We start from the raw sequence: 7,105 nt of genomic DNA, 5'->3' as shown, positions 1-7,105 counted from the left end.
AATGGTAAAGTAGATCGTAAATTATTGCCGAACCCGGAAAAGCATATTGAAGAAAGTAAGATGATAAGGGGTTATGAGGCACCAAAGACCCAGACGGAGAAATTGGTAGTAGAGGCATTTGAATATGTACTTGGTATGGAAAGAGTAAGTGTAAACGACAATTTCTTTGATTTGGGTGGAGATTCCATTAAGGCTATCCATATTCTAAACAAGATAAGAGAAGCTGGATACGATAGCTCCATGCGAAATCTTTTGATGGAGAGAACACCAAAGCTGATAGCCATGAATTTATCCACAAAAAAAGAAATTATACCTGCGGAGCAAGGAGAAATAAGTGGTGAAATTTCACTGACACCAATTCAAAACTACTTCTTCGCACAAAATATGATGGATCCTGAACATTTTAATGTATGCCAAGTGTTTAAGGTTCGTGAAAAACTAAATGCCCAGGCACTACAAAAAGTTTTATCTGCGTTAGTGCAGCATCATGATATGTTGAGAGCTACGTACAAAGATAAGAAACAGGTAATAGGGAAAGTAGAAGATAAGAAATGGTACGGCTTTACAACAATAACATGTGAATCTGAAGAGATTCAGGAAAAAATTAAGACAACGAAAGTAAAGATGGATTTGGCGGAAGGACCATTATTGCAGGCTGTTTTATTTAGTACGTCGGAGCAGGATTATATGATGCTACTAGCTCATCATATGATAATGGATGTGATTTCCTGGCGAATTTTAAGTGAGGATTTGGAGAAGGGCTACTCTCAAGCTTTGAATCAGAAAGAGATAACATTACCAGCTAAAACAGTTTCCTTTAAAGTATGGAGCGAAGGATTAGCTCATTACAGCCAGAGTGAAAAGTTAAAGAGAAGGATAGCTTACTGGTCAGAAATAGAAAATAAATTGGTTGATGGTAAGTTAAAAGAAGATAGCACTGATGATAGATTCGAGCCGAAGACAGCCGTGGCATGTCTCAATGCCACTATCACAGAAAAGTTATTAAAAGAAAGTGCACATGCTTATAATACAGAGATTAATGACTTACTTGTAACAGCACTAGGACGTGCGGTAAACAAAGTAACAGGTCAGAGAACGCTTGCTATACAGATGGAAGGACATGGTCGTGAAGAAACAGTAGGCTCTTTTGACCTAGGTAGGACAATAGGATGGTTCACTAGTATATATCCCGTAGTTTTAGAAGAGTTAGGCACTAATATTGCTCAGGATATTCGAAATACGAAAGAGATACTACGACGTGTGCCAGCACATGGAATTGATTATGGCCTCATAAAGAATGCAGACATGGTTAATTCAGAAGAAATGGATGTGGAAGTGGCACCAGATATATCATTTAATTATCTTGGAGAACTAGGAACAAAGAAAGAATCTGGCGATCCATATTTTGAGTTTTCACAACTAGGTTATGGACAGGATACGGATCCTCGTAATCAATTTGGACCTTCCATTAACGTCATAGGTCATGTGCAAAAAGGTAGTTTATCTATGGCAGTAACCTGCAACAGCAGTCGTTATTTGGCTGAGAGAATTGAGCAAATAGGAAAAGCATATGAAGAAGAACTGATAGCAGTCGCAGAACATTGCTCCCATGCACAGAAGAGTGAGTCAACGGCAAGTGATTTTGGTGAGAGCGTATGGCAAGATAGTGAATTTTGTTATGTACAGGAAGCTGTCAAAATCCGCGGCGAAGAAATTCAACGTATCTATCCATTGGCTCCTGTGCAAGAGGGAATGCTCTATGAGAAGCTTTTGGATGAATCATCTACGAAGTATGTTGTTCAGCAGACGTTGCGATTGGCAGAAGTAGATGTAGAGAAGATGCACAAAGCTTTTGAATATCTAGCAACACAGCATGATATTTTACGTACAAAGATCTGTTATCGGGGAGTAAGTGTGCCAAGACAGGTTTTATTGAAAGAAAGAATGCCGGAATTTAATTATATGGAAGTAGATAATGAATCCGATTATCTTGATTTAAAGGAACAAGATGTAAAACGTGGATTTGATTTAGAAGAAGATACACTAGTTCGTATGAATCTGATAAAAATAAACAATAGTGGATATCGATTGATCATGACGAACCATCATATTATTCTAGATGGTTGGTGTTTACCCATTTTGCGTAAAGATTTGTTTAATGCGTATATGGCAACAGACGAAGAACAATTAAAAATACCTAATAAGACTGCTTCTAATAAAATGGGTAGCTATGAAAAATTTGTAGATTATATAAATGAAAAAGATAAAGAGCCGAGCCTTAAATATTGGGAAGACCTTCTTCAAGGATATGAGACAAGGGCTGAAATTCTACCTATGGGTCGTCCAGAAGAAACAGAAGAAGAGAGTCAGAGCCAAGAGTTTAAGTTAAGCTTGGAGGTAACCGAACAAGCAGAAGCGATATGTGCCCAGTATGATGTCACATTGAACACGCTAGTAGAAGCTTGTTGGGGAGTTTTATTGGAAAAATACAACTCAACAAATGATGTCGTTTTTGGAAAAGTTGTATCTGGTAGAAATGCAGAGATTGAAGGTATTGAAGAAATCGTTGGTTTATTTATCAATACAATACCAGTACGTATATCGACAACAAACGAAGACACATTTGCCGATTTGTTGAAATCATTACAGAGCCAGGCAATTGCTGCAAATGAACACGATTTTCTTCCCTTAGCAGAAATACAGAATCGTACTTTATTAGGAAGGAATCTAATTGGAACCTTATTCTTCTTTGAAGGCTATCAAGGAACAAGTATAAATATTGATGGCAAATTAAATGTGGAATCTGAATATTACCGCGAACAAATCGGGTATGACTTGGGAATGACAGCATTTAAGAGTGATCGTATCCATTTTAGAATTCTATTCAGTACTAAGCTATATAATAAGGAAGAAATAAATATTATTGGGTCTCATTTGCAAAGACTTATGGAACAAGCAATTGCAGCACCACAGACGAAATTAAACGAATTAGACATGACAAATGAAGCAGAAGAAAAGATTGAATTAGTACAGTTTAACGCAACGGATAGTGACTTTCCAAGAAACAAGACAATTGTACAATTATTTGAAGAGCAAGTAGCAAGAACACCCCATAATACAGCAGTTGTATTCGGGGATGAGAAATTGACTTACGCTGAACTAAATGCTCGTGCCAATAAACTTGCATTAAGGTTACGACGAGAATACTATGTCCAGCCTGATGATTTTGTTGCCATTATAGCAGAAAGAAGTTTAGAGATGGTGGTCGGATTATATGCCATCCTGAAGTCGGGTGCAGCATATGTACCAATTGACCCATTTTATCCAGAAGAACGCATCGAGTATATATTGGAAGATAGCCAGCCAAAAGCGGTTTTAATTGGTCATGGAAAGTATAATATTTCTCCTGAAAAGGTTGTTAACTTATATAGTGAAAGCAATTATGAAGAAGGTGCAGAGAATCTAGAACATGTGAATACTCCTCATGATCTTATTTATCTGGTTTATACATCTGGTACAACAGGAAAACCAAAAGGGGTTATGGTAGAGCATCAGCATTTAGTCAATCAGCAGATGTGGACACAAAGAGAATATCCATTACACGAGGGAGAATCTCTTTTAATGAAGACCACTTGTGCATTTGATGTTTTTGCCTGGGAAGTATTTTGGTGGATGTTAGAGGGTGGTAAACTTGTTATTTTGCAACAAGGAGAAGAAAGTCAAAGTGATAAAATAATCAAGACAATTCAGGATTATAATGTCAATGCAATCCAGTTCGTTCCTTCAATGTTCAATATGTTCTTAGAAGAATTAGATATGAGCAAAGAGAAAATAAATACTCTGCGTTATATCATTAATATTGGTGAGAAACTGAATGCAGAAAGTGTGAGACATTACAATCAATTAAGGGAAAAAGGACAAGTAAGAGCAGAACTACTGAATCTCTATGGTCCAGCAGAAACTACAGTTAATTCTAGTGGATATCATTGTCCAGCAGACTTAAATGTAGATAAAGTATTGATTGGTAAGCCTATTAGTAATACACAAATTTATATATTATCTAATGAAATAATAGCTGGAATAGGCGTACCAGGGGAATTATGTATTGCAGGAGAAAGTGTGTCGCGTGGATACTTAAATCGTGAAGAATTGACAGCACAGAAATTTATTAAAAATCCCTTTGGTTCAGGAAGGATGTATAAAACAGGTGATTTGGCACGGTGGATGCCGGATGGAACTATCGAGTACCTTGGTCGTATAGATGATCAGGTTAAAATAAGAGGTTCCAGAATCGAACCAGGAGAAATTGAAAGTACTTTGATGGAACTCGAAGGAGTTAGTGGAGCAGCCGTTGTAGTACGACAAGACAAGCAAGGAGAAAAATATCTGTGTGCTTATGTAGTCGTTCATACAGAAGTAGAAAAATTAGACGAAGATACAATCAAGAGTGAGTTACGCAAGAAGTTACCAGACTATATGGTTCCTTTATATATTATTCGTATTGACCAAATTCCGTTAAGTCATAATGGAAAGCTGGACAAAGCGGCACTACCAGAACCAGAATACAAGCCTAAGGAATATGTAGCACCAACAAATAGAGAAGAGAAGTTAGTAGTTGAAGCATTTGAGAAAATCCTTGGAATAACAGAAATTAGTGTCAATGATAGCTTTTTTGACTTGGGTGGTCATTCACTCAAAGCTACATTATTGTGTAACGAATTAGAAAAGACAATTGGAGTAAAACTGCAGCTTAGTGAAATATTTGCTTTATCTACACCAAAACGCATTGTAGAAAGCATTAAAAGTTTGCAATATGATAGTTTTTCGGAAATACCGAAAATAGCTAAAGCAGAGTTCTATCCTATGAGTTCTGTTCAAAAGCGACTTTATCTTCTCAATGAGATAGTAGGTCCTAGTATTTCCTATAACATTTCGAATGTCATAAAATATGAAAACACTCTGGATAAAGAGCAGCTACAGGGAGCATTAGATAAACTCTTAGAGAGAGAAGAAGTATTGAGAACGAGCTTCCATCTTATTAATGGAGAGCCAGTTCAAGTAATTCAACCAGATACGAGAGTAGTATTAGAATACAAAGAAGCAGATACACTAGATATTCAAGCTGAATATGATAGTTTTGTTTGCCCATTTGATTTATCGAAAGCACCTTTGATGCGGGTTAAGTTATTACAGACGCCACAAGCTTCATACTTGATGCTGGATATTCATCATATTGTTTCTGATGGAGAAAGTCTGCCTATTTTGATGAACTGGATAAGCGAGTTATATGAAGGACATACTCTACCAATGCCAAGGGTTCATTATAAAGATTTCTCTGCTTGGCAAATGACTCAGGATATTACGAAGCAGGCGGCATATTGGAAGAACGAGTTTTTAGGCGAAATTTCAATACTAAATTTGAATACAGATTTCCAACGTCCTAAGAAAAAGAGCTTCAATGGTGCCGACGTAAAAACTAAGATTGAAGAACCAGCTTTTATGGAAATAAAAGAATTAGCGAAGAAGCATGGTGCTACAGAATTCATGATTATGTTATCAACCTTTATGCTTCTATTGAGCAAATACAGTCAACAGGAAGAAATTGTAGTTGGAACTCCTGTATCAGGCAGAACCCACGTTGATACACAAGAAATGCTGGGGATGTTTGTAAACTCCTTGGCAATCAAAGGAAATGTGAAACAAGAGCAGAGTTTTGAACAAGTATTGCTTGGAGTAAAAGAAAAATGTCTTCGTGCGTACGATAATCAGGACTTTCAATATGAAGACTTGGTTGAGGCAGTAGATGTAAAAAGAGATTTATCAAGAAATCCATTATTTGACGTAATGTTTATGATGCCAGAGAGTGAAATTATGTCTGGTTCAAAGAGCATTATGAGTGGAACATGGGTACCAATGGAAGGAAAAGTAGCTAAGTTTGATCTGAATTTAATGGTAATACACACATCAGAGGGTTATGTGGTCAATTTAGAGTATTCTACAGATTTATTTAAACAGGAAACGATAAAGCAAATGGTGGATGATTATGTTTCATTGCTTTCAGAAGTTGTAAAGCATCCAGAAGATCGTTTGCAAAAGCTACTTAAGAAAGAGGATGTTAAGAAAGAGGATGTTAAGAAAGAGGAGAAAGATTCGACCCAAGCAGAGCTTGATAATCGTGCCAATCATTTGGCACAGCAAGTTTCAGATTTGATGCAAGCATTGCATCAAAGAGATCAAGCTTATTGGAAGAAGAAAGTAGACAATTTCCCACATGCACCACAGTTACCGCTTATTTCTAATGGGAATGCTGTAAACAACGCAACAGTGAAACGTTTAGAAACGAGAATTTCTGCGGAAGACTGGGCAATTGTAAGAAACAAAGCTTTGGATAACAGAATTGCGCCATCTGCGTTATTGTGCACAATATATGCGGAAGTTCTATTTAAATGGAGCAATCAATCAAATATGGCACTTAGCTTAAATCTGTTTAGTAATCAGCCTTTTCATCAAGATGGAATGTCTCTGATGGGGGATTTTGTATCAAAATTGTTGTTAGATATCGATTTATCATCTCACAGACAATTTTGGGAAAGAACTACTGAGATTCAGAATCGGTTATTTGAAGCGTTAGACCACAGATTTTACAGTGGGGTTGATTTCCTGCGTGATCTGGCTGAAAACCGTGGTCAAGAAGATCAAGCTATAATGCCAATTATATTTACAAGTATGCTTCGTGACGAAGTGGATTTTTTCAATGCCAATATAGGTAGTAGGGGAGAATTGAAATACGGAATAAATCAGACCCCTGAAGTATTTTTGGACTTCCAAGTTGCGGAAAGCGACGGACAATTAATTATGACTTGGGATTATGTGAAAGATTTGTTTGATGAAGATATGATCCGTGCCATGTTTGAAACGTATCAACTTCGATTACAGCAAGTTATAGACAATAATCTTTCAGCTATGCCGCTACCTTTGACACATTCTAAACTACTGCTTGATTACAATCATACACAAGGAGATTATGAAGGAGATTTACTGCAAAGATTAATAGACCAGCAATGCCAGAAAACTCCCGATGCGATTGCAGTCAAATTAGGACAGG

The 7,105-nt window shown here is 36.9% G+C and carries 1 protein-coding gene; it reads left to right on the top strand.

Annotation, left to right across the window (positions count from 1 at the left end; translation table 11 throughout):
- Positions 1-7,105, top strand: a 7,105-nt coding sequence (locus ACQKKK_RS26100; RefSeq protein WP_427619999.1) for an amino acid adenylation domain-containing protein, incomplete at both ends; no start/stop codon positions are given.

This window comes from Peribacillus sp. NPDC006672 (genome assembly GCF_050274955.1).
Taxonomy (GTDB): Bacteria; Bacillota; Bacilli; order Bacillales; family DSM-1321; genus Peribacillus.
This window is presented reverse-complemented; position numbering and strand designations above follow the sequence as displayed.